The sequence below is a fragment of the Neisseria sp. HMSC075C10 genome (assembly GCF_001815615.1).
Taxonomy (GTDB): domain Bacteria; phylum Pseudomonadota; class Gammaproteobacteria; order Burkholderiales; family Neisseriaceae; genus Neisseria; species Neisseria subflava_A.
This window is the reverse complement of the sequence record NZ_KV821252.1, coordinates 56794-79002: the sequence shown is the minus strand read 5'-3', so window position 1 is coordinate 79002 and position 22209 is coordinate 56794. Positions and strand designations below refer to the sequence as shown.

Sequence of the window (22209 nt, the reverse complement as noted above, 5' to 3'; positions counted from 1 at the left end):
GTTTTAACAGGGTTTTTATTTTATAAAAAACTCCAGCAACCTTCCTACACTATCCATACATACAAAAGAACACAAAACAAAGGCCGTCTGAATTGCTCTTTCAGACGGCCTTTTTTATGTTTTCTATTTATCCAATACGTTGAAGGACAATTTCTAGGACAAATTTACTGCCCACATAGGCAAAAATCAGACTGACAAATCCGACAATAGTCCAAACGGCGGCTTTTTTGCCGCGCCATGCGGTCATGCTGTGTTTCAACAATAATGCGCCATAAATCAGCCACGACATAATACTGAAGATGGTTTTATGCGTGAAGGTCATCGGCTTGCCGAAAATAGTTTCTGCAAAAAACGTACCGCTGATTACAGAATAGGTCAATAAAACGAAACCTGCCCACATACCTTGAAACATAAGTTTTTCCAAACTCAATAAAGGTGGCAAGAAGCTGACCAATGCGGAAAAACGGCGTTTGTGCAAATTACGGTTGATTAAAAGGATTAGGATGGCAAATAAGGTAACGATGCCAAACAATCCGTATGCAAGCAATGATGATGCGATGTGCGACAGTGGCAATAAGTCTACAATTTGGCGACCTGAAAAATCCCCCGGGAAAAGGAAACCCAACAATAAGGTCAATGCGGCACAGGGATACAATAAGAGTTGCACTCCGCGCAGACAATAAAAGAAGCTGCCCAAGCAATACATCATCAGCATCAGCCAGACTATCAGACTGAGCGAATAACCAAAACCGGTAATCAATACCCTATCCTGCAATACAGGGAACATCAATGCTGCGCCATGTACCAATAATGCGCCGCTCAAAATCAGAAGCTCGGTTTTCAGCGGGTAAGACTTATTATTGTGCTTTTTATGTTGCAACCAGGAAAATGCGCCCAATCCGGCATACACCAGCATAAGGCAGATTAAGACAATCGGCATAAATATCTTTCTCAATAGAGGTGTGAACACTTGACGGACAGCCGGCAGGGTTTCAGACGGCCTTTGTGTACGTGTTTGTGTTCTTGAAGCATAACTTCGGACTATCGTGTAAAATAATCCGAATTTTATTTTAACAAAGAATGCCCTGTATTGGGCAGCTATTCTCATTATCAAGGATAAGTATGTTAGACAACCTGACCAACCGCTTCAGCAAGGTACTTAAAAATATTCGCGGCCAATCAACGCTGACCGAAGACAATATTAAAGAAGCCTTGCGCGAGGTTCGTCTTGCCCTGCTGGAAGCCGACGTTGCATTACCCGTCGTTAAAGAATTCGTCAACACAGTCAAAGAACAGGCCCTTGGCCAAGAAGTCGTCGGCAGCCTGACGCCTGACCAAGCCTTTATCGGCGTGGTCAACCAAGCCTTAGTCGAATTGATGGGCAAGGAAAACAAAACGCTGGATTTATCGGTTTCACCGCCTGCCATCGTTTTGATGGCCGGTTTGCAGGGTGCCGGTAAAACAACAACCGTCGGCAAACTCGCCCGCCTGCTGAAAAACGATCAGAAGAAAAAAGTCTTGGTGGTATCCGCCGACGTTTACCGCCCTGCCGCGATTGAACAGCTGCGCCTGTTGGCCGAACAGGTCGGCGTGGACTTTTTCCCATCCGACACCAACCAAAAACCGGTTGAGATTGCAACTACCGCCGTTGATTACGCTAAAAAACATTTTTACGATGTCTTGATGGTCGATACCGCTGGCCGCCTGGCAATCGATGAAGAGATGATGAACGAAATCAAAGCGCTTCATGCGGCGGTCAACCCGGTTGAAACTTTGTTCGTTATTGATGCCATGCTGGGTCAGGATGCGGTAAATACCGCTCAGGCATTTAATGAAGCCCTACCGCTGACCGGTGTCGTATTGACCAAGATGGACGGCGACTCGCGCGGCGGTGCGGCATTGTCCGTACGCCATGTAACCGGCAAACCGATTAAATTTATCGGTGTCGGCGAAAAAATCAACGGCCTCGAACCTTTCCACCCCGACCGTCTTGCCAGCCGTATCCTCGGCATGGGTGACGTATTGACCCTGATTGAAGACGTTCAAAAAGGTATTGATGAAGAAGCCGCCGCCAAAATGGCGAAAAAGCTGCAAAAAGGCAAAGGCTTCGACCTCAACGACTTTAAAGAGCAAATCCAACAGATGCGCAATATGGGCGGCTTGGAAAACCTAATGTCAAAAATGCCTGGCGAACTGGGTCAAATATCGAAAAAAATCCCCGAAGGAACGGCTGAAAAAGCGATGGGCAAAGTAGAAGCCATCATCAACTCGATGACTCCAAAAGAACGCGCCAACCCTGCCCTGCTCAAAGCCAGCCGCAAACGCCGTATTGCAATGGGCGCGGGTACGACCGTGCAGGAAGTGAACAAATTGCTCAAACAGTTTGAACAAATGCAACAAATGATGAAGATGTTCAGCGGCAACGGCTTGGGCAAACTGATGCGCTTGGCCAAAGGCATGAAGGGAATGAAAGGCATGTTCCCGGGTTTGTAAGCTAATTTGACCGAAAACGCCGTCTGAAAAGTTTCAGACGGCGTTTTTGTTTTTACTCTAGCAAGAATTACTATTCACATATAACTATGAAATCTATTCCTTTTAAGGATTTTCATAGCGTATCGTTGCCTCTTCCAACATTTCCCATTGGCCACCACTACCATGGTAGGTTTCGGCACCAAGCCTGAAAACGGCATTGCAGTGCGTACATTGAAAATAATGTACCACGAAATCGTTCCAACCATATATGTCACGATTACCCTGAGAATCAGTATGGGTAATGTAACCGCTATTGGCGATGGTTTTGGCAAAATCAAGGCTGGGACCATAAACTTTGTCGTAGGCTGGAGTAATATCGATAAGCGTGCCGTCTGCTAAACGATCAGAGGCTTGCAGTAACATTTGCGATAATTCTTTCGGAACCCTGATACGAACGGTAGGTCGCAGGTCAGAACAGTAATCACACATGGTTTGGATCTTTCAGCACAGTGAAGGAAAAAGAGATAAGGGACGCGAAACCTTTGCTCATTCAATCCTCAACTTATTGCGGCTTTTTCTGCTCTTCGCGTACTTTGTCCACCAACTGGTCAATCGTGGTCATGCCGGACTGCCAGTCTTTAAATTCGACTTGGTATTTGCCGCCGACGATCACAGTCGGCGTGCCGCTGATTTGGAATTTATTGGTCAATTCTTCCATTTGAGCCGCACGCGCTTGGCTTTCGGGCGCTTCAAATGCAGCCAATACTTTTTTGCCGTCAAACGCTGTTTGTTCGGACAGCCATTTTTTCAGGGTATCGGTATCGGCCAAGTTGATTTTTTGGTTAACCATCGCATCGAAAATATGGCTGTTGGCTTTATCTGATTCACCGGCCATTTCCACTGCGGCCGCCAAACGTGCCAAAGGTTTCATTTCGTCACCCCACACGACATGCTCCCGGCGCATATAGGTATCGTCTTTAAACGTTTTGATGTGCTCGCTCAAGACAGGCTCAAGATGGGCGCAATGCGGGCAGAAGTAGCCGAAGAATTCCAATACTTCGATTTTGCCGGCCTGCTGTTGCGGAATCGGATTGGACAATACGGTGTAATTGACACCTTCGGTCAATGCGGCAGGGGCTGCCGGAGCAGATGTGTTGCTTTGGGCGCTATCCGCCGGAACGCTGGTTTCCGCCTGTTTGCCGCAAGCGGCCAATGCCAACAGGGTTAATGAGGTCAAGGCTAAGGTTTTCAGTTTCATAGGTATCTCTTTACATTCAAATCAATGGGCGGATTTTATGGCATTTTGTTGGAGGTGTGTTCGATTTGAGTGAAAAAATGTGTTTAGTTTTATTTCAACCTTTATAAAAGGCCGTCTGAAATATGGCTTAGATCATAGCCTTATTTTCAGACGGCCTTTGCCTGATTTCATCAGAAACGGTAATTTACCCGGGCAGTATAGCCGCGCGGATTACCTGGCATGGCATCCGAACGCCAATATTTTTGATTGAGCAGATTGGCCGCGGCAAAGGTAACGTTAACATTTTTATGGTTCCAGCCGAGCATGGCATCAACTCGGGCAAAGCCTGGAAGTGTGGTCACTTCTTTGTTTCTTGAGTCGTAACCGTAGCGTTTTCCCGTACCGGTTACGCCGATTTCACCGTAGAGGTTTTCGGTTGGTGTGTAACGGAAAAACAGGTTGCCGGTAACGTTGCTGGTGTTATTCAAATGGATGCCCACTCGGTCGGGATTTTCTTTGTCTTCAACGACTTTCGCCTGCATCACGCCCAACGAACCGCGCAGATAGAGTTTTTTGGGAATGATTTGCCCGATGGCGGACAATTCCACGCCGCGCGAACGGTGTTTACCGCTGACTGCCCAAGTGTAGGGATCATTTTGCGCGTCGGGGCGGTAGCGGATATTGAAGCGTTCGATTTGGTAGGCAGACAACGTAGTGCTGAGGCGGTCGTCCAGCCAACTGCTTTTAACGCCGGTTTCGTATTGGCGGGTGTACTCGGGGTCGGCGTTGAACACGGCGGCAGACGACGTGTCGATACTCAAATAGCCGCCGCGTCCGCCATAAGGCGCGAAGCCTTTATTATACGAGGCGTAGAGCGTGTGGGTGGGCGTTACGTTCCACACTGCGCCGATATTGGGGCTGAACGAGTGTCCGCTGTATTGGCGGCTGCTGCCGGTGAGTTTGTTTTCGGAATTAAAGGTGTATTTGTCGTAACGGCCGCCGAGGACGAATTTCAAATCGGGCGTGGCGGAGAAGATGTTTTGCACGAAGATGCCGTAGGAATCGGCCTTGTGTCGGTTTTGAGTGAGAACGGGCTGCAATCTGCCCGAAGCCGGCCAGCTTGCGCGGTCGTAGGGGTTGATGGAGGCGGAAAAGGTGCGGCTGTAACCCAATGTCGGGTTGCGGTGTTCGCGGCTGTAATCCATGCCTACGGTCAGGTGGTTTTCAAAACGGCCGATGGAGTAGTCGCCGTTGAGCGTGAAGTTGGACGACAGGGTTTTGTTGTCGGTCTGCTGCCAGGCGTAGTTGCGTTTGATTCGGCTGCCGTTTTCGCTGCCCGCATAGAAATGGTCGAAATCCTGCGCCGCCGTGCGGTGGGCAATCTGCCATTGGGCGCGCCATTTATCGTTGAAGGCGTATTCGAGGTCGGAACGCCAAACTTGCAGCTTGTCTTTCACAAAATCGTTCGGGTGGGCAAAACCCATGCGGTAAGGCAATCCGAAGCGGTCGTACACAGACTTGGTCGGGCTGCGGTCGGGCGTGCGCTCCACATTGTCGTAGGTGTATTGTCCCGTCCATTTCAAGCCGTTGTCGAGTTTGACGGTAATGCTGGGCGAAACCATGACGTTTTTGCTATCTATGCCGCTGCGGAACGAATTGGCGCGCCCGACTTCGCCGGTGAGGCGGATGGCGACGTTTTTGTTCAGCACTTCGTTGATGTCCATATTCAGGCTGCGGTTTGCCCACGAGCCGTAAACCGCACCGATGTTGCGGCTTTGTTTGAAGTTGGCGTATTTGCTGACCATGTTGATGACGCCGCCGCCGTTGGTGCGGCCGTAAAGCACGGAAGACGGGCCTTTCAGAATTTCCACGCGCTCGATGTTGGCGGTGCTGCGGCGCACTTGTCCGCTTTCGCGCACGCCGTCACGGTAAATATCGGATGCGTCGGCTTGAAAACCGCGCAGGAAAATGCTTTCGCCGCGCATATCGTAGGCAGCATCAATGCCGGCATTGCCTTCGAGGATGGAACTCAAATCGTTCGTACCGTAATTTTTGTTTTTCTGGATATTGAGCGTATCGACGGTTTGCGGCGTTTCTTTGATGAGCTGTCCGTTGCGGGTAACGGCGGCTTCGTCGTAGTTGATGTAGCCTTTGAGTACGCTGGTATCGGACTGTCCGACCACGGAAACGGTGGGCAGAGTGGCAGTGTAATGTTCACCATTGTCCTGCGTATCGGCGGCAGCAACAGGGAAAGAAGCGATAATCAACGTGGGTAATAAAGCTAAATGAAATGGTATTTGCATTTTTATACTCAATTTAACGAAACAACCGAATTATACTGTCTCACAAAGAAATGAGAATAGTTTCTTTTAATTATATTTAACATGATATTTGTAAACAAAGGCCGTCTGAAACTCATATCGGTTTCAGACGGCCTCTCTTCTTGATAAACCCTTCTAAACTATTTACTTAACAACATTTCCTGCATCAGCTTCATGCCCCATTGCCAGCCGCCGAGTGCGCCGTTTAACCGGCCGGAATGCGGCGACTGAAGCAGGCGCGCCTGCCAGCGGTCGGCCTGTTCTTGCGCCCAATCGCGTGGCGTGCCGTTTGTTTCAGCGATGACCAACGCCGTACGGCAAGGGCAGCGGACGCGTTGGAACGTATGGATTTCGTCTTCGGGAAAAGCCTCGGGACGCGGCGAGACCAAAATAATATTGGTCAGGCGTTTTTGCGTCATGATGTCGGCTTGGTACAGCCATGCCAAAAATGCAGACACACCGGCACCATGAGCCACAACGGCAATATTTTTGCTGACAATATGCTCAAAGGCCGTCTGAATGGCGTGTTGCCATTCGGAAACGGTTTGCCGACCATCGGCTTCGGCGGTTTGAACAATCGGATAGCTGACCGCCCAGCGGTCTATCCACATTTCCGCTTCATCCGCATCGCGTATCAGAAACAGCACCATTTCTTCGAGTTCGAAGCTCTGCATTTCAGACGGCCTATTTGAGCAAGTCGTTGAGTGTAAATGCGATCAACAAGGCGGCAGGCACGCTGAGAATGGCACAAGTCGCCAGACACAGTACGATGTTGGCAATCAGCCGCCAGCCCTTCCAAGCAAAGCATTTGGCCGCAATCAACAGGCAAGGCAATGAAAACAGCAGCCATACCAACGCCCATGTCGGATTGGCCTTGGTCGGCTCAACCCAGCCGGACATCCGCGCCAACATAAACACCGCCCACACCAGCATAGGCAGCACAAATGCCGCTACGACCCACGCTGCGCCTACGCCGGTTTTGCCGTTTATATTCCAATCATATTTACCAAAAACCTTATTCGGCAACATAGTCATACTCCACAACTAAAGGGGCGTGATCCGAGAATTTTTCGTCTTTATAAACATGTGCGGAAACAGCTTTGGCGGCCAACTCCGGCGTAACCATCTGATAATCGATGCGCCACCCGACATCTTTCGCATACGCTTGTCCGCGGTTGCTCCACCATGTATAGCCCGGCACATCCGGATAAAGTGTGCGCCACATATCCGTCCAACCGAGCTTGTGGATGACTTTGCCTATCCATTCGCGCTCTTCAGGCAAGAAGCCCGAATTTTTCTGATTGCCCTTCCAGTTTTTCAAGTCGATGTTTTGGTGGGCAATGTTCCAGTCGCCGCAGACGACGATGTCGCGCCCTTCGTTTTTCATGGCTTCGAGCATGGGATAGAACGCGTCCAAAAAGCGGTATTTCACTTGTTGGCGCTCTTCCGCGCTGCTGCCGCTGGGCAGATACAGCGAAATTACCGACAACTTGCCGAAATCGCAACGGACAAAACGGCCTTCTCTGTCAAATTCTTCAATGCCCATGCCGATTTGCACATTGTCGGGTTTGCGTTTGCTGTACACCGCCACGCCGCTGTAACCGCGCTTTTCGGCGCAATGCCAGTAGCCGTGCATACCGTGCGGATTTTTCATATCGTCTGACAGGTCGGCTTCTTGAGCTTTCAGTTCCTGCACGCAGACGATGTCGGCACCGGAAGCGGCGATGTATTCATAAAAACCTTTTTTATAGGCGGAGCGGATGCCGTTGACGTTGGCAGAGATAATTTTCAACATAAGATTTGAGTGATTTTTAAAAACGGATAATAGGATTGAAGTTTTTCAGACGGCCTGCAAGTCATAAACAAATACTTTGGAATTGCGGCCGTTGGCATTGTATTCCTGCCGGCGTTCGGCAGGCAGGTCATCGGCTGAGGCCGTCTGAAAACCCCGTTCGACAAACCATTCGCCCGTATGCGTGGATAAGGCGAAAAGCTTTTTGATATTTAAGGCGCGTGCCTTTTGGAACAGATGTTCCAACAGCAGTTCGCCGTAGCCGCCATCGCGCGCTTCGGGCGACACCACCAGACAGGCCAATTCGCCGCAGTCCGGCTCGGAAAAGGTTTTCAACGCCACGCAGCCGTAAATGTTTTGATCGTGTTCCAATACGGAAAAGCTGGAAATATGGTTTTCCAAATACTCGCGGCTGCGGTGTAACAAAATGCCTTGTTCCGCCAGAGGGCGGATTAAGGCGATGATGTGCGGAATATCGTCGCTGCGTGCCTGACGGATGGAAACAAACGGCTCACGGGCAATAGATGTACCACTGCCCTCGCGGGTAAACAGCTCGCGCAGCAGGCTGCCGTCTTCACGGCCGTTGAGAATCTGCACCCGCGATACGCCGTTTTCCAACGCACCTACCGCCGCATGCAGCAAATCGGCAGGTGCATCCGGATTGTCACGTATCAGCTCCTGCACTTCGCCGACAGACAAAGTATTGGCCAAAGAGCCGTCAGCTCGGCAAATACCGGCTTCTTCGGTCAGGAAAACCAGCTTCTCCGCCTGCAAAGCCATGGCCGCTTCCTGCGCGGTTTCGCACATACTCAGGTTGAAGGTTTTGCCGCTGTACGAATGCCCTAAAGGGCTGATCAGCACCACGGCGCCGCCATCCAAACGCAAACGGATTTCTTCCGCGTCGATTTTGCGGACGGTCCCGGTATAGCCCATGTCTACGCCGTCGATAACGCCCAACGGACGGGCGGTAATAAAGTTGCCGCACGCGATAACCGGCGGCTTGCTCCGTTGCTGCGCAGATACGCTGCTGAACAAAGCTGCTTCGACATCGCTGCGGATAATCCCCGCCACCTGCTTCACTTCCATCAGGGTCGCTTCATCGGTAATCCGTCGGCTGCCGCTGTATTTCGGAACAAAATTCCGACCCGAAGCCAATTTGTCGAGCAAATGCCGCGAACCGTGCACCAAGACCAAACGCAAGCCCAAGCTGGCCAACAGGTTCAAATCTGCGGCCAAACGGATCAGGGTTTCGCCTTCCAACAGGCTGTCGGTCACGCCGACCACCATGGTTTTGCCACGCAAATATTGAATATAGGGCGCGGCTTCGCGAAAGCTGGCAACAAAATGAGCGATGTTACTCATAGCAGTGCAAGATAAAAGAGTTGCATAATCAAAACCGTCAGCGCAATCAGCGATGCCAACGTCCAGTTGAACCCGTCCTTGCGCGTTTTGACCGCTACCTGCTCTTCCGCCTTGGGCTCTTCCTTGAGCGCGCTGTTGAGCAAATCGGAAATTTCTTTGCGCGAGAGTTTGGAATGTTTGAGGATTTGCGCGCCGATGTTATGCACGAGGCGCACATCCGTTACCGCCACAGGCAGATGGGCCGGATCGGCCGGCAGGTTGCCCGACAGATAATCCTTGGCCTTAAACATCCCCGAACAACGCGTGCAGACCACAAAACCCTGCGCCACGTTCAACTGGGCATCTTTCACCCAATGCGGCGTTTTACAATGAGGACAAGAACAAGCAGGCATGAGTATTTTCCGTAAGTGTATTGAATCAAAAATATATTTTAGCCAATGCTTCAGGCCGTCTGAAAACTGCTTCAGACGACCTGAGCATAATGTTATTTAAACCGCGCCGTAACGTTCGCGATAGGCTTTGACCGGCTCGAAGAAGCCGCCAAATTCGGCATTGTTTTGCAAGAGCGTGAACAAGTCGTTCAGGTTGGCAATCGAAACCACCGGCAGGCCGTATTGTTTTTCCACTTCCTGCACCGCCGACAATTCGCCCGTGCCTTTTTCCATGCGGTCGAGCGCAATGGCCACTGCGGCAGGCGTTGCGCCTTCGGCCTCAATCAGTTTGACCGACTCGCGCACGGATGTACCGGCGGAAATCACATCATCGATAATCAACACGCGGCCTTTCAAAGGCGCGCCCACCAACACACCGCCCTCGCCGTGGTCTTTGGCTTCTTTGCGGTTGTAGGCAAACGGTACGTTTACGCCTTTTTCCGCCAACATCATCGCTGTCGCCGCCGCCAAAATAATGCCTTTATAGGCTGGGCCGAACAGCATATCGAACTTCACGCCGCTGGCAATAATGGCTTCGGCGTAAAATTTCGCCAGCTGCAAAGTCGATGCGCCGTCATTGAACAAACCGGCATTGAAAAAATAAGGCGACTGACGGCCGGCCTTGGTCGTAAATTCGCCGAATTTCAACACGTTTTGTGCCAAAGCGAATTTGAGGAAGTCTTGACGGAAATCGGACATTTGGGTTCTCCCGAAAGATGTTGATTTATCAAAGAAACGATTATAAAGGATTCATGCGGAAAAATCAGGCTGTCTGAAAAACGGGTTCGCCCCGCTTTTAACCGACTTGCCCTATTCCTTTTCAAACCGACAAGGCGGCATTGCCGTCTTATCACGGCAATCAAAACGGATTATTCCCGATGATACGGATGGTTGTGCAAAATCGAAACGGCGCGATAAAGCTGCTCGGTCAGCAAAACGCGCACCATGCCGTGCGGCAGGGTCAAGCTGGAAAGGCGCATCATCATGTTTGCCTGCTGTTTCAAACGGTCGGTCATGCCGTCTGCGCCGCCGATAATAAAGCAGACGTGTTCGCCGTTTTGCTGCCAGCTTTTCAAATGTTGCGCCAATTCGACCGAAGTCGGCGCTTTGCCGCGTTCGTCCAATACCACCAAAAACGCGCCCTGCGGGATGGCTTCCAGCAGGCGTTTTTCTTCAGCCGCCATGCCCTGAGCCGCATTCACACCCGCACCGCGTTTTTCCGGCTTGATTTCTTTCAGCGCATAATTGACATCGCGCCCGAAGCGTTTGGCGTACTCGCCGACGGCTTCATCGACCCAACGCGGCATTTTCGTGCCGACAGCCAAGACGGTGATATTCATGGGGTATCCTTTGTTATCGAATTGTCGGCTGGGCATTATGGTCAAGCAAGTTCTCAACCTTTTCAAACCATGAGCCAATGCCCACGCAACCGACTGAAAATAAAAGGCCGTCTGAAAGCCGAATGTATCCCGTTCGGCTGTTTCAGACGGCCTTTCAATGATTAGCAGTGAACCAGCGTACCTTCGTTTTCGCCGGTTACCACGCGTTTGAGCGAGCCTTCTTTAGCAATGCCGAAGACCACGATATTGAGTTTGCGTTCGCGGCAGAGGGCGAAGGCGGTGGCATCCATCACTTTGAGGTTTTTCAACAAGGCTTCGTCAAAAGTAATGGTTTCATAGCGTGTTGCCGATGGGTCTTTTTTCGGGTCCGCGGTGTACACGCCGTCCACGTTGGTGGCTTTGAGCATCACGTCGCAGTTCATTTCCGCACCGCGCAATGCGGCGGCAGTGTCGGTCGTGAAGAACGGATTACCGGTACCGGCGGCAAAAATCACAACTTTGCCTTCTTCCAAATATTGAATGGCTTTAGGACGGGCGTAAGTTTCAGCGATTTGCTGCATAGACAGTGCGGATTGAACACGCGCTTTGATGCCCAAGGTTTCAAATGCGTCTTTGAGTGCCAAGGCGTTCATGACGGTCGCCATCATGCCCATGTAGTCGGCAGTGGCTCGGTCCATGCTGCCTGCTTGTGCAGATACGCCGCGGAAAATGTTACCGCCGCCGACAACGATACCGACTTGCACGCCCATTCTCACGATTTCGGCAATTTCGCCGACAGTTTGAACGATGGTATCGTGATTGATGCCGAATGGATCAGAGCCCATAAGGGATTCGCCGGAGAGTTTCAGTAATACGCGTTTGTATTTGATTTGCTGTGTCATGGGATACCTTGCTTTCTTGAATGTCGTCGGTCGGGGGGGCGGGCCGTCTGAATTTTCAAACGGCCGGAATATTAATGATAGAGTGTGTCGGTTTATTATTGTTTTGGTTTTCAGACGGCCTGAATATTCAGCCGTCTTAAATTAGGTACCGTAAACGGTTTTCTCAAAAAAAAGCACCCTGATTCGTTTGGAATCTAGGTGCTTTCTTTTTCATAAGTGCCTTACACTTTAGCAGCGGCAGCAACTTCGGCTGCGTAGTCAACAACGGCTTTCTCGATACCGTCGCCTACTTTGTAGCGTACGAAGCTGATCACTTCAGTGCCGTTTTCTTTAGCGAATTGGGCAACAGTTTGGTCAGGGTTCATCACGAATGCTTGGCCGTTCAGAGTGATTTCAGCCAAGAATTTGCGGATACGGCCTTCAACCATTTTAGCGGCGATTTCGGCAGGTTTGCCGGAAGCAATGGCTTGCTCGGTGTAGATGTGGCGTTCTTTTTCGATGGTTTCGGCATCCACTTCGGCTTCGGATACGCATTGAGGTTTGGCGGCAACGATGTGCATACCGATTTTGCGTGCTACGTCTTCAGAGCCTTTGTACTCAACCAATACGCCTTCGGTAGCCAAAGCACCGTGGATGTAGGCAACCAGTTGGTTGGCAGTGTCGATCACTTGGAAGCGGCGAACAGACATGTTCTCGCCCAATTTAGCGATGATGGCTTTACGTTCTGCTTCAACCAATTCGCTCAGTTCTTCAACGGTAGCCGGTTTTTTCTCGGCAGCAGTTTTCGCAACGAAGTTGGCAAATTCTACGAAGCCGGCGTCTTTAGCAACGAAGTCGGTTTCGCAGTTTACTTCAACCAATGCACCGACATTGCCATTGATCGCGTAAGCCAATACGCCTTCGGCAGCAGTACGGCCGGCCAGTTTACCGGCTTTCGCACCGGATTTAATACGCAGGATTTCTTCGGCTTTGTCGAAGTTGCCTTCGGCTTCAACCAAGGCTTTTTTGCATTCCATCATGCCCAAGCCGGTAGCGGCGCGCAGGTCGGCAACCATTTTTGCAGTAATTTCTGCCATTTTGAATCTCCTAGATTTTTGGGAACACGGCCATTTGCCGTGTTTGGAAATAGTGGCCGTCTGAAACAGATTTCAGAACGGGATTTGAGAAAAGGGGCATAACGCCCCTCTTCCGTGTACCGAATTACTCGGCAGCAGCTTCTTGGGCAGCGGCTACAGTTTCTTGCAGCGCTTGGTTTTTGCCTTCCAAAACTGCGTCGGCGATGCCGCGGCAGTACAGGCGGATGGCTTTGGCGGAGTCATCGTTACCAGGGATAACGTATTTCACGCCGTCAGGGCTGTTGTTGGTATCGACTACAGCGATAACAGGGATGCCCAGTTTTTCAGCCTCAACCAGAGTACCTTTTTGGTAGCCGGTATCGATAACGAAAATCGCGTCAGGCAGGCCTTTCATGTTTTTGATACCGCCCAAAGAACGTTCCAGTTTTTCAACGTCGCGTTGCATTTCCAGAATTTCTTTTTTGTTGAAACCGCCTTCAGCAGCGTTTTCCAGGGCAGCAGTTTTTTCTTCCAGGCGTTTGATGGATTGCTTAACGGTTTTGTAGTTGGTCAACATACCGCCCAACCAACGGTGATCAACGAAAGGCATACCGGCACGGGTAGCTTCTTCGCGGATGATGTCGCGGGCTTGGCGTTTGGTACCTACGAACAATACTGTACCTTTGTTGGCAACCAGACGGCGTACGGCTTCTTGCGCCTCTTGGAACATCGGCAGGGTTTTTTCCAAGTTTACGATATGGATTTTGTTGCGCGCACCGAAAATGTATTGAGCCATTTTCGGGTTCCAGAAACGGGTTTGGTGACCGAAGTGAACACCGGCTTCAATCATCTGACGCATAGTAATTTGAGACATGTTATTTCCTTGAAAGGGTTAAAGAGCACACATTCAATCGCATAGAACTTGATAGGCGGCGCCTATTGTCAAGCACCCTTCGGCGAAAGTGGGCATAAGTTTTAAAAAATAAAAGAGTGTTTCCGAAATGGAAAACTGACGGATTATAGCGGATAAGAGGCCGTCTGAAAAGGGATTTTATACCTTTCCATCCTGTTTTTCATCCGTCTGTACCGCCTTTTGTCGGGCCGCCTCAAACTCCGCCTGCTCCTGCCGTTTCATCAGGCGGTTGCGGCGGCGGATGGTCACGACAAAGACCGTAAACACAGTGGGCAACACTGCCCAAAAAACCAAATAAATCAACGCGCGCGCAATACTCGGCTGCGCGGCGGAAAACATCACGGCAACAAAAAGATAGCCGATGGCGACAATGTGCCACATCGTGTGCGTCCTGTTTGAATGTTAACAAAATCGTTATAATCGCAACATTCTACCGCAATCCCGAAAGGCCGTCTGAAAATGAGGAATCCCGAAAAATCGGCACTACGCAAACAGTTCCGCCGCGCACGCGCCCAAATGAGCGCAGACGAGCGCAACGCCGCCACCGAAACCATCAACCGCCTGCTCAAGCCCTGCATCAAAAAAGGACGGAAAATCGGCGTGTATTGGCCGATGGGCAAGGAATTGCGATTGGACGGCTTTGTCCGTGCCGCACAAAAACGCGGCGCAAAACTCTACCTGCCCTATATCGAACCGAACACGCGGCGGATGTGGTTCACCCCCTACCCTGCCGACGGTGCCAAACAAGAACGCAAACGCGGCCGCGCCAAATTGCATGTCCCCCAATTCACCGGCAAAAAAATCCGTGTCCACCAACTCAGCCTGCTGCTGGTCCCCATCGTCGGCATCGACAAACGCGGCTACCGCCTCGGACAAGCCGGCGGCTATTACGACGCCACCCTCTCCGCCACGAAATACCGCCTGCAAACCCAAACCCTGGGCGTAGGCTTCGGCTGCCAACTGACCAACACACTGCCGACCGAACCGCACGACCTGCCGTTGGACGGGTTTGTATCGGAGTCGGGCGTGCTGGTGTTCAAACATCATTAATCAATAGCTTTCAGACGACCTCAAAAAAGCCGTCCATTAAGACACTATAAAAGGTCGTCTGAAAAATCAAACCATCAAATACAAAGGAAACCACATGGCTGATTTTTCATCCGCTCCCGTTTTGTCCTTCGACCGCGTCCGTCTCGAACCTTTGACGGCGGCACACGAAGCTGGTTTGCGCGAAGCAGTTTGCGACGGCGAAGTCTGGAAGCTCAACGTAACCACCGCGCCCGAACCCCACCAAGTGGCGGACTATATCCGTACTGCTATGCAAACCCGTCTCGCCTTTGCCGTCATCGACGAAGATACGGGCAAAATCGTCGGTTCGACTTCGCTTTACCACATCGACCCCGCCATCCCACGCCTGTATATCGGTTACACATGGTATGCCCTGTCGGCACAGCGCACGCACATCAATACCGCCTGCAAAATCATGTTGCTCGACTACGTTTTCGACACTTTAAACTGCCGTTGCGTCTGCTGGCAGACCGACAACCTCAACACCGCCTCCCAACGCGCCATCGAACGCTTGGGCGCACACCAAGACGGCATCTTGCGCTGCCACAAGCTGCGGAAAGACGGCAGCGTGCGCGATACGGTTGAATACAGCCTGCTGCGTGAGGAATGGCCGCAGGCAAGGGTAAAACTGCTCGAAAAAGCGGCAGCTTATGACGCGTCCTGAAAAAACGTTTTCTTCTTCATTTTTTCATCAGAATACGCCCATCTTGCTGACAATCCGAACTCTTTAAAAAATTAATGAAATAAGGTGCAACACCATCAATCCCCTGATAAATAAAGGCCGTCTGAAAGTTTCAGACGGCCTTTATTTCGGATTAAACCTTACTTGGCATCTTTAAATCCGCGTTTCAAATGCACCATCAGCAATGCGACGGCGGCAGGGGTTACGCCGGAAATGCGGCTGGCTTGGCCGACGGTTTCGGGTTTGTGCTGATTCAGTTTTTGCTGCACTTCTGCTGACAAACCTTTGACTTTGCTGTAATCGATATCCTCGGGCAGCTTTAAGGTTTCGATGTCGCGGCGGCTGTCGATTTCTTCGTTTTGGCGGTCGATATAGCCTTGGTATTTGACTTGGATTTCGACTTGTTCGACCACGCTGTCGGCAAGTGCGGTTTCAGGTTGTGCGTCGGGCAGGGTCATCAGTGCGGCGTAGTCGAGGTTCGGACGGCGCAGGAGGTCGTGCAGGTTGGCTTCGCGGCTGAGTTTTTGGCCGAATACGCGCAGCTGCTCTTCTTCGGCGAGTTTTTGCGGCGTGTACCACGTTGTTTTCAAACGTTGGATTTCGCGTTCGATGGCTTCGCGTTTTTCGTTGAACATGCGCCATTGTTCTTCACCCACCAAGCCGATTTTGTAGCCGTCTTCGGTCAGGCGCATATCGGCGTTGTCTTCCCTGAGTTGCAGGCGGTATTCGGCACGGCTGGTGAACATTCGGTAAGGTTCGTTCACGCCTTTGGTGATGAGGTCGTCCACCAATACGCCGAGATAGGCTTGTTCGCGGCGCAGCAGGAGTGGGTCTTGTTCGCGGATGTATTGCACGGCGTTTGCACCGGCGAGCAGGCCTTGTGCGGCGGCTTCTTCGTAGCCGGTCGTGCCGTTGATTTGTCCGGCGAAAAAGAGGCCTTGGATGGTTTTGGTTTCAAGGCTGGCTTTAAGGTTGCGCGGATCGAAATAGTCGTATTCGATGGCGTAGCCGGGGCGCAGGATATGGGCGTTTTCGAGGCCTTTCATGCTGCGGACGAGGGCGATTTGGATGTCGAACGGTAGGCTGGTGGAGATACCGTTTGGATAGTATTCGTGCGTGGTCAGTCCTTCGGGTTCGAGGAAAATCTGGTGGCTGTCTTTGTCGGCGAAACGGTTGATTTTGTCTTCGATAGACGGGCAGTAGCGCGGACCGACGCCTTCGATTTTGCCTGTAAACATCGGGCTGCGGTCGAAGCCTGAGCGGATGATGTCGTGGGTTTGCGTGTTGGTATGCGTAATCCAGCAGGACACTTGGCGCGGGTGCATATCGGCGCTGCCGCGTACGGACATTACGGGAACGGGTGTGTCGCCGGGCTGTTCGGTGAGCTGGGAGAATTCAATCGTGCGTCCGTCAATACGCGGCGGCGTGCCGGTTTTCAGACGGCCTTGCGGCAGGTTCAATTCGCGTAAACGGCCGCCCAAGGATTTGGCGGCAGGATCGCCGGCGCGGCCGCCTTCGTAGTTTTCCAAACCGATGTGGATTTTGCCGGACAAAAACGTGCCGGCGGTCAACACGACGGCGCGTGCTTTAAACTCCACGCCCATCGCAGTAACCACGCCGCTGATGCGTTCGCCGTCGAGCGTTACGTCTTCGACGGCTTGTTGGAAAAGCTCCAGATTTTCTTGGTTTTCCAGCATTTCGCGGATGGCGGCTTTATATAGGATACGGTCTGCCTGCGCGCGCGTGGCTCGTACTGCCGCGCCTTTGCTGGCGTTCAGACGGCGGAACTGGATGCCGGATTTGTCGGTGGCCAACGCCATTGCGCCGCCGAGCGCATCGAGTTCGCGCACAAGATGGCCTTTGCCGATACCGCCGATGGAGGGGTTGCACGACATTTGACCGAGGGTTTCGATGTTGTGTGAGAGCAGCAGGGTTTGCGCACCCATGCGTGCGGCGGCAAGCGCGGCTTCGGTACCGGCATGGCCACCGCCGACGACAATCACGTCGTAGGTTTTGGGGTAAATCATGTAAGTCATTTTTATGTGTTCTGTAAAGGTTTCAGACGGCCTTTTGTTGATCAGGCCGTCTGAAAAGTGGAATCAAATCTTAAAACCAAGCTTAGAAGGTATAGCCTGTTTCCAATTCGTCATCGCCGACCAATTCGACAAGCAACGCATAGAGCGGCACCAAATCGTTGTAGCGGCGCGATACGCGGCGCAAGTAGTTCAAGAAGCGCGGAATTTCCAGGCGGTATTTGTCTTTGCCGTCGCGGTAGTACAGACGGGCAAAAATACCGGCCACTTTCAAATGGCGTTGTACGCCCATCCATTCAAACCAGCGGTAGAACTCGTCAAACTCGGCAGGCACAGGTAACTCGGCAGCGCGTGCTTTTTCCCAGTAACGGATGACCAAGTCCAATACAAATTCTTCTTCCCATTCGATAAACGCATCGCGCAGCAGCGACACCAAATCATAGGAAATCGGGCCGTAAAGCGCGTCTTGGAAGTCCAATACGCCCGGGCGGCCTTTTTCCAGCATCAGATTACGGACGATAAAGTCGCGGTGGACATACACTTTGGGCTGCGCCAACAAGGGCGGCAGCAGCGTATCGACGGTTTGCTGCCACAACTGGCGTTGCTTGAAGGTCAACTCGCGGCCCAATTCTTTGGCCACAAACCATTCGGGGAACAAGTTAATCTCACGCAGCATGACTTCGCGGTCGTATTCCGGCAGTTTGCCGGGCTGGCTGGCTTTTTGCAGCTCGATCAGTTCGTCGATGGCTTCGAGCAGCAGGGCTTTGTGGGCGGTTTCACTGTTTTCCTGATTCATGGCAGTCAGGAATGTGGTGTTGCCCAAATCGTTCAACACCATAAAGCCCAACGCTTCATTCACATGAAGCACTTGCGGCACATTGACCATGTTAAACAGTTTTTGCACTTTCAAATACGGCGCAACACTCATCTTCTCAGGAGGCGCGTCCATACAGATGACGGTCTGGCCGTCTGAAAACGTCGCGCGGAAATAGCGGCGGAAGTCGGCATCGGCTGCCGCAAAGCTCAATTCGAACGACTGGTTCGGGTAAACAGACTCCAGCCAGTTTTTTAATTCGGTTTGTCGTTGCATAGCGGTATCGCAGAATTTCAGGTTACAATAACCGCTATTCTAACTGGCAAACCGATTTAAGGGGCGATTTTGGCTCGTTTATTTTCACTCAAACCCTTGGTACTCGCCTTAATTATGGGCTTTGGCGCAACAGCCGTGCGCGCGGAAGATGCTTCTGTTCCGCAGGCGGAAGACTATACCCCTGCCCACGCCGCCGAATCCAAACCGGCAAAAACAGGCCAAAGCGAAGCCGATCCGCTTTCCTTGGGCAGCACTTGCCTGTTTTGCGACCATGAAGATGCCAAGCCGGCCGAAACCGCCGAAATCAAACGCAGCGGCGAGCCTGCCCTGCCTGCCGATTACACCCGCGTCAACGCCGATAAAATAGAAGGTCAGACCCAAGTCGGCGTCCGTGCCGAAGGCGACGTCATTGTCGAGCGCAATGCCGATGTTCTCAACGCCGATTGGGCACAATACGACCAAGCCACCGACACCGTTACCGCCGGCGACCGCTTTACCCTGTATCAAAACGGTTCGACCGTATCCGGCGATCAATTGGTTTACAACCTCAAAGACCAAACCGGCTCCGGCACCGCCGTGCGCCTCAATACCGAACAAGGCGGCCGCCGCCTTCAAAGTGTCAGTGAAAAAGCCGAACTCAAAGGCAAAGGCCTCTACAAGCTCATCAATACCAAATTCAACACCTGTTCGCCCGGCGACGCCAGCTGGTATATCCAAGCGCAAAGCATTGAAGCCGATGAGTCGACAGGTATCGGCGTGGCCAAACACGCTTCGCTCGTATTCGGCGGCGTCCCCGTCCTCTACACGCCTTGGGCGGACTTTCCCATCAACGGCAACCGCAAAAGCGGCCTGCTCGTTCCGACCATTGCTACAGGTTCAGACGGCCTTGAGCTGAGCCTGCCCTACTACTTCAACCTTGCGCCGAATTTGGATGCCACCATCCGTCCGGGTATCATCAGCAAACGCGGTGTGCAACTGGGCGGCCAAGTGCGTTATCTGCAACCGAATTACAGTGGCGAAGTCGATGGCGACTGGATGCCGAACGACCAAAAAAGCGTCCACAACAACCGCTACCAGCTCAAATGGAAACACCAGCAGCAGCTGAACAGCAAAATCAGTGGCGGCATTAACTACAACCAAGTTTCCGACGACGATTACTACCGCGACTTCTATGGCCGCGAAGACATCGCACGCAACGTCAACCTTGACCGTCAGGCATGGCTCAATTACAGCGACAAACTGTTGGGCGGCAGCTTCGACGGCTCGTTGCGCGTACAAAAATATCAAACGCTGGCCAACCAAGACGGTTATAAAGACGAGCCTTATGCCATCATGCCTCGTCTGACCGGCCGTTGGCAAAGCCATATCGGCAAGGCTCAGCTTAACGTATTAGGCCAATTCACCCGTTTTGATCACGATACCAAGCAAGACGGCAGCCGTGTAGTGCTGTATCCGAGCGTCAAATGGGATTTCCATAACCAATGGGGCTACATCCGGCCTAAAGTCGGCGTACATGCCACTTATTACAGCCTCAACAGCTTCAACGGTCAAAGCGGTCGCAATGTCAGCCGCGTCCTGCCGATTATCAACGTCGACAGCGGCCTGACTTTCGAGCGCAGGGCCCGGCTCTTCGGCGGGGAATACCTGCAAACACTTGAACCGCGCCTGTTTTACAACTACATTCCGACCAAGTCCCAAAACGACCTGCCTAATTTCGACAGCTCCGAAAACAGCTTTACCTATTCGCAGCTGTTCCGCGAAAATCTGTATTCGGGCAACGACCGCATCAATTCGGCCAACAGCCTGACGCTGGCCACACAAAGCCGTATCCTCAACCCCAACACCGGTGCAGAACTCTTCCGTGCAGGTATCGGCCAGAAGTTTTATTTCAAAAAAGACAACGTCCTGCCTGACGGCAACGTCAGCAATTATCCGCGCAGCCAATCCGACTGGGTAGCCTTTGCACACGGCAACCTTACCCCGAGCACCCGCATTGATTTGGACATCCACTACAACCAAAACCTAAGCCGTGCCGAAAGCTACGCCGCAGGGATTACCTACAACCCCGAACCCGGCAAAGTCTTAAGCGCGCGCTACAAATACGGACGCAACGAGCGCATCTATCTGCAAGCCAACGGCGACTATTTCTACGACAGGCTCAGCCAAGTCGACCTTGCAGCCCAATGGCCGTTGAGTAAAAACCTGTACGCCGTTGCCCGTTACAACTACGAAATCGAAGCCAAAAAACCGCTGGAAATGCTCATCGGTGCAGAATACAAAAGCAACTGCGGCTGCTGGAGCGCAAGCTTGGTCGGCCAACGCTATGTTACCGGCGAAAACAGCCACAAAAACGCCGTATTCTTCAACCTCCAACTCAAAGACTTGAGCAATATCGGCAACAACCCATTCGAAAAACTCCGCTTAGCCATCCCCGGTTACAGCAAAACCAACGAGGTAGTCAAACAATGAACTTCAAACCCCTGATTCTCGTCGCCGCACTCACTCTTGCAGTAGGCGCACACGCCGCCCCTAAAGCCAAAGCAGGCAAAGCGCGTGCCAACAAAACTCCAGTCGTCAGCGCCACCACCATGCCTGCCGTACAAAGCGGCGTACATCTTTCAGACGGCATTGCTGCGGTTGTCGACAACGAAGTCATTACCCACCGCCAAGTAGCGCAAGCCGTAGCGCAAGCGCGCCAAACCATGCCTAAAGGCACGCAAATGGACGCCAACGAGCTGCGCCAACAAGTTTTGGCACAAATGATCAACCAATCCCTGATTCTCCAAGCAGGCAAACGCCGCAACATCCAAGCGACCGATAGCGAAATCGAAGCCGTTATCGCGCACAACCCCAACATCAAAAATCCGTCTGCCGCCGTGCGTCAAGACATCGCCGACAGCATTATTGTTGAAAAAGTGCGCCAACAGGCCATCATGCAAAACAGCCGCGTCAGCGACTCCGAAGTGGCACGCTACATCGAGCAGGCCAAACAACAAGGCGTAACCCTGCCTGAAGCAGACCCTGTGCGCCAATACCATGCCCAACACATCCTCATTAAAGCCGACAACGACAATGCCGCCGTCGGCGCAGAAAGCACCATCCGCAAAATCTACTCACAAGCCCGCAGCGGCGCAGATTTCGGCGGTTTGGCACGCCAATATTCGCAAGACAGCAGCGCCGGCAATGGCGGCGATTTGGGCTGGTTTGCCGACGGCATGATGGTTGCCCCGTTTGAAGAAGCCGTCCACAAACTCAAACCCGGCCAAATCAGCGCCCCTGTCCGCACCCAATTCGGCTGGCACATCATCAAGCTGAACGACGTCCGCGAAGCAGGTACGCCTGAAGAGCGCCAACAAAACGCCGTCCGCCAATACCTGTCCCAACAAAAAGCACAACAGGCGACCACCAACCTCCTGCGCGAACTGCACAGCAGCTCCTACGTTGACGTACGCTAATCGCGCGTATTGTTAAAAAAGCAGAAATCCGTACAATAAGGCCGTCTGAAACCGATTATTCAGACGGCCTTTTCTCC

Annotated in this window: 22 protein-coding genes; 5 read left to right on the top strand and 17 right to left on the bottom strand. The window is 52.1% G+C overall.

From position 1 onward, the window contains the following. Positions 1 to 127 precede the first annotated feature (127 nt). Positions 128 to 940, bottom strand: a complete 813-nt coding sequence (gene ccsA, locus HMPREF3047_RS03730) for a cytochrome C assembly family protein (protein ID WP_070583714.1) — start codon at positions 938 to 940, stop codon at positions 128 to 130. Positions 941 to 1122: 182 nt separating this feature from the next. Between ccsA and ffh the strand changes: the two genes are divergently transcribed. After that, complete coding sequence (gene ffh / locus HMPREF3047_RS03725; RefSeq protein WP_070583716.1) at positions 1123 to 2493, top strand: signal recognition particle protein; 1371 nt, start codon at positions 1123 to 1125, stop codon at positions 2491 to 2493. A 102-nt stretch (positions 2494 to 2595) separates the two neighbouring features. On the opposite strand, the gene HMPREF3047_RS03720 is transcribed toward ffh, so the two are convergent. The 14 genes from HMPREF3047_RS03720 to HMPREF3047_RS03655 form a co-directional block, all read right to left on the bottom strand. Then, a complete protein-coding gene (locus HMPREF3047_RS03720; protein WP_083297171.1) occupies positions 2596 to 2895 on the bottom strand; it encodes a hypothetical protein in 300 nt (99 codons plus the stop codon). Between the two features lie 139 nt (positions 2896 to 3034). Continuing rightward, complete coding sequence (locus HMPREF3047_RS03715) at positions 3035 to 3730, bottom strand: thiol:disulfide interchange protein DsbA/DsbL (protein WP_003749428.1); 696 nt, start codon at positions 3728 to 3730, stop codon at positions 3035 to 3037. Between the two features lie 170 nt (positions 3731 to 3900). Further along, entirely contained in the window at positions 3901 to 6012 is a 2112-nt protein-coding gene (locus HMPREF3047_RS03710; RefSeq protein WP_036493724.1) for a TonB-dependent receptor, read from the bottom strand. Positions 6013 to 6170: 158 nt separating this feature from the next. Further along, on the bottom strand, positions 6171 to 6704 hold the full coding sequence (locus HMPREF3047_RS03705) for an alpha/beta hydrolase (protein ID WP_036493722.1): 534 nt from the start codon (positions 6702 to 6704) through the stop codon (positions 6171 to 6173). A 10-nt stretch (positions 6705 to 6714) separates the two neighbouring features. Beyond that, a complete protein-coding gene (locus tag HMPREF3047_RS03700) occupies positions 6715 to 7059 on the bottom strand; it encodes a hypothetical protein (RefSeq protein WP_036493720.1) in 345 nt (114 codons plus the stop codon). Continuing rightward, positions 7046 to 7825 (bottom strand): exodeoxyribonuclease III, encoded by a 780-nt coding sequence (locus HMPREF3047_RS03695; RefSeq protein WP_003684015.1) that lies wholly within the window; start codon positions 7823 to 7825, stop codon positions 7046 to 7048. Before HMPREF3047_RS03695 ends, HMPREF3047_RS03700 begins: the two co-directional genes overlap by 14 nt. 45 nt (positions 7826 to 7870) lie before the next feature. Then, positions 7871 to 9184: an amino-acid N-acetyltransferase gene (argA, locus tag HMPREF3047_RS03690; protein WP_036493716.1), complete on the bottom strand. Its 1314-nt coding sequence runs from the start codon at positions 9182 to 9184 to the stop codon at positions 7871 to 7873. Then, positions 9181 to 9576, bottom strand: a complete 396-nt coding sequence (locus tag HMPREF3047_RS03685; protein WP_036493714.1) for an MJ0042-type zinc finger domain-containing protein — start codon at positions 9574 to 9576, stop codon at positions 9181 to 9183. Before HMPREF3047_RS03685 ends, argA begins: the two co-directional genes overlap by 4 nt. Positions 9577 to 9672: 96 nt before the next feature. After that, complete coding sequence (gene pyrE, locus HMPREF3047_RS03680; protein ID WP_003682682.1) at positions 9673 to 10314, bottom strand: orotate phosphoribosyltransferase; 642 nt, start codon at positions 10312 to 10314, stop codon at positions 9673 to 9675. Between the two features lie 170 nt (positions 10315 to 10484). Further along, a complete protein-coding gene (rlmH, locus tag HMPREF3047_RS03675) occupies positions 10485 to 10955 on the bottom strand; it encodes a 23S rRNA (pseudouridine(1915)-N(3))-methyltransferase RlmH (protein ID WP_036493712.1) in 471 nt (156 codons plus the stop codon). Between the two features lie 161 nt (positions 10956 to 11116). Further along, a complete protein-coding gene (pyrH, locus tag HMPREF3047_RS03670) occupies positions 11117 to 11836 on the bottom strand; it encodes a UMP kinase (RefSeq protein WP_003708812.1) in 720 nt (239 codons plus the stop codon). Positions 11837 to 12057: 221 nt separating this feature from the next. Further along, positions 12058 to 12912 carry a translation elongation factor Ts gene (gene tsf / locus HMPREF3047_RS03665; protein ID WP_036493709.1) on the bottom strand — a complete coding sequence of 285 codons (855 nt, stop codon included), beginning with the start codon at positions 12910 to 12912 and terminating at the stop codon, positions 12058 to 12060. Between the two features lie 124 nt (positions 12913 to 13036). Then, the gene (gene rpsB / locus HMPREF3047_RS03660; protein ID WP_002258397.1) at positions 13037 to 13765 is read right to left on the bottom strand and encodes a 30S ribosomal protein S2; all 729 of its coding nucleotides are present in this window, start codon (positions 13763 to 13765) and stop codon (positions 13037 to 13039) included. A gap of 177 nt (positions 13766 to 13942) precedes the next feature. Beyond that, positions 13943 to 14185, bottom strand: a complete 243-nt coding sequence (locus tag HMPREF3047_RS03655) for a hypothetical protein (RefSeq protein WP_004520263.1) — start codon at positions 14183 to 14185, stop codon at positions 13943 to 13945. A gap of 78 nt (positions 14186 to 14263) precedes the next feature. Here HMPREF3047_RS03655 and HMPREF3047_RS03650 point away from each other — a divergent pair, with 78 nt between their 5' ends. Both HMPREF3047_RS03650 and HMPREF3047_RS03645 read left to right on the top strand, forming a co-directional pair. Continuing rightward, positions 14264 to 14854 carry a 5-formyltetrahydrofolate cyclo-ligase gene (locus tag HMPREF3047_RS03650; protein WP_070712228.1) on the top strand — a complete coding sequence of 197 codons (591 nt, stop codon included), beginning with the start codon at positions 14264 to 14266 and terminating at the stop codon, positions 14852 to 14854. A gap of 94 nt (positions 14855 to 14948) precedes the next feature. After that, positions 14949 to 15536 carry a GNAT family N-acetyltransferase gene (locus HMPREF3047_RS03645; protein ID WP_070583731.1) on the top strand — a complete coding sequence of 196 codons (588 nt, stop codon included), beginning with the start codon at positions 14949 to 14951 and terminating at the stop codon, positions 15534 to 15536. Between the two features lie 158 nt (positions 15537 to 15694). On the opposite strand, the gene mnmG is transcribed toward HMPREF3047_RS03645, so the two are convergent. Together mnmG and amgK are read right to left on the bottom strand one after the other, a co-directional pair. Then, positions 15695 to 17590, bottom strand: a complete 1896-nt coding sequence (gene mnmG / locus HMPREF3047_RS03640; protein WP_070712227.1) for a tRNA uridine-5-carboxymethylaminomethyl(34) synthesis enzyme MnmG — start codon at positions 17588 to 17590, stop codon at positions 15695 to 15697. Positions 17591 to 17672: 82 nt separating this feature from the next. Next, a complete protein-coding gene (gene amgK / locus HMPREF3047_RS03635) occupies positions 17673 to 18677 on the bottom strand; it encodes an N-acetylmuramate/N-acetylglucosamine kinase AmgK (RefSeq protein WP_070712226.1) in 1005 nt (334 codons plus the stop codon). A 69-nt stretch (positions 18678 to 18746) separates the two neighbouring features. Between amgK and HMPREF3047_RS03630 the strand changes: the two genes are divergently transcribed. Continuing rightward, positions 18747 to 21146, top strand: coding sequence for an LPS-assembly protein LptD (locus tag HMPREF3047_RS03630; protein ID WP_349267137.1), 2400 nt, complete (start codon positions 18747 to 18749; stop codon positions 21144 to 21146). After that, entirely contained in the window at positions 21143 to 22132 is a 990-nt protein-coding gene (locus HMPREF3047_RS03625) for a peptidylprolyl isomerase (protein ID WP_070712224.1), read from the top strand. Before HMPREF3047_RS03630 ends, HMPREF3047_RS03625 begins: the two co-directional genes overlap by 4 nt. Positions 22133 to 22209: the final 77 nt, after the last annotated feature.

Excerpts from the sequence above, each read along its gene's own strand:
- ccsA (WP_070583714.1), bottom strand. The coding sequence starts at position 940 with ATGCCGATTGTCTTAATCTGCCTTATGCTGGTGTATGCCGGATTGGGC.
- ffh (WP_070583716.1), top strand. The coding sequence starts at position 1,123 with ATGTTAGACAACCTGACCAACCGCTTCAGCAAGGTACTTAAAAATATT.
- HMPREF3047_RS03720 (WP_083297171.1), bottom strand. The coding sequence starts at position 2,895 with ATGTTACTGCAAGCCTCTGATCGTTTAGCAGACGGCACGCTTATCGAT.
- HMPREF3047_RS03715 (WP_003749428.1), bottom strand. The coding sequence starts at position 3,730 with ATGAAACTGAAAACCTTAGCCTTGACCTCATTAACCCTGTTGGCATTG.
- HMPREF3047_RS03710 (WP_036493724.1), bottom strand. The coding sequence starts at position 6,012 with ATGCAAATACCATTTCATTTAGCTTTATTACCCACGTTGATTATCGCT.
- HMPREF3047_RS03705 (WP_036493722.1), bottom strand. The coding sequence starts at position 6,704 with ATGCAGAGCTTCGAACTCGAAGAAATGGTGCTGTTTCTGATACGCGAT.
- HMPREF3047_RS03700 (WP_036493720.1), bottom strand. The coding sequence starts at position 7,059 with ATGTTGCCGAATAAGGTTTTTGGTAAATATGATTGGAATATAAACGGC.
- HMPREF3047_RS03695 (WP_003684015.1), bottom strand. The coding sequence starts at position 7,825 with ATGTTGAAAATTATCTCTGCCAACGTCAACGGCATCCGCTCCGCCTAT.
- argA (WP_036493716.1), bottom strand. The coding sequence starts at position 9,184 with ATGAGTAACATCGCTCATTTTGTTGCCAGCTTTCGCGAAGCCGCGCCC.
- HMPREF3047_RS03685 (WP_036493714.1), bottom strand. The coding sequence starts at position 9,576 with ATGCCTGCTTGTTCTTGTCCTCATTGTAAAACGCCGCATTGGGTGAAA.
- pyrE (WP_003682682.1), bottom strand. The coding sequence starts at position 10,314 with ATGTCCGATTTCCGTCAAGACTTCCTCAAATTCGCTTTGGCACAAAAC.
- rlmH (WP_036493712.1), bottom strand. The coding sequence starts at position 10,955 with ATGAATATCACCGTCTTGGCTGTCGGCACGAAAATGCCGCGTTGGGTC.
- pyrH (WP_003708812.1), bottom strand. The coding sequence starts at position 11,836 with ATGACACAGCAAATCAAATACAAACGCGTATTACTGAAACTCTCCGGC.
- tsf (WP_036493709.1), bottom strand. The coding sequence starts at position 12,912 with ATGGCAGAAATTACTGCAAAAATGGTTGCCGACCTGCGCGCCGCTACC.
- rpsB (WP_002258397.1), bottom strand. The coding sequence starts at position 13,765 with ATGTCTCAAATTACTATGCGTCAGATGATTGAAGCCGGTGTTCACTTC.
- HMPREF3047_RS03655 (WP_004520263.1), bottom strand. The coding sequence starts at position 14,185 with ATGTGGCACATTGTCGCCATCGGCTATCTTTTTGTTGCCGTGATGTTT.
- HMPREF3047_RS03650 (WP_070712228.1), top strand. The coding sequence starts at position 14,264 with ATGAGGAATCCCGAAAAATCGGCACTACGCAAACAGTTCCGCCGCGCA.
- HMPREF3047_RS03645 (WP_070583731.1), top strand. The coding sequence starts at position 14,949 with ATGGCTGATTTTTCATCCGCTCCCGTTTTGTCCTTCGACCGCGTCCGT.
- mnmG (WP_070712227.1), bottom strand. The coding sequence starts at position 17,590 with ATGACTTACATGATTTACCCCAAAACCTACGACGTGATTGTCGTCGGC.
- amgK (WP_070712226.1), bottom strand. The coding sequence starts at position 18,677 with ATGCAACGACAAACCGAATTAAAAAACTGGCTGGAGTCTGTTTACCCG.
- HMPREF3047_RS03625 (WP_070712224.1), top strand. The coding sequence starts at position 21,143 with ATGAACTTCAAACCCCTGATTCTCGTCGCCGCACTCACTCTTGCAGTA.